The organism is Achromobacter sp. GbtcB20, assembly GCF_019091095.1.
Classification (GTDB): Bacteria; Pseudomonadota; Gammaproteobacteria; order Burkholderiales; family Burkholderiaceae_B; genus Achromobacter; species Achromobacter mucicolens.
In genome coordinates, this window is the sequence record NZ_JAGXJZ010000748.1 from 1 (window position 1) to 248 (window position 248).

1 pseudogene is annotated in these 248 nt (G+C 67.3%); it reads left to right on the forward strand.

Features of this window, described 5'->3' with window-relative positions:
- A pseudogene (locus KVT32_RS30960) lies at positions 1-248 on the forward strand (hypothetical protein); the annotation flags it as partial.

Sequence of the window (248 nt, forward strand, 5' to 3'; positions counted from 1 at the left end):
GGCGACCGTCCTGGCCGCCTGCGGCTTCCAGCTGCGCGGCTCGAACGGCGCGTACAACATGCCGTTCCAGAGCATCTACCTGGCCTTCGGTGAGACTTCCCCGCTGGGCAATGAGCTCAAGCGCAACCTGCGCGCGCTCGACAATGTCCGCGTCGTGGGCAAGCCGGAGGAGGCGCAGGCGCGTTTCGAAGTGGTCTCGGAGGCGCGCAACAAGGCGATCCTGTCGCTGAACAACCTGGGCCGGGTGC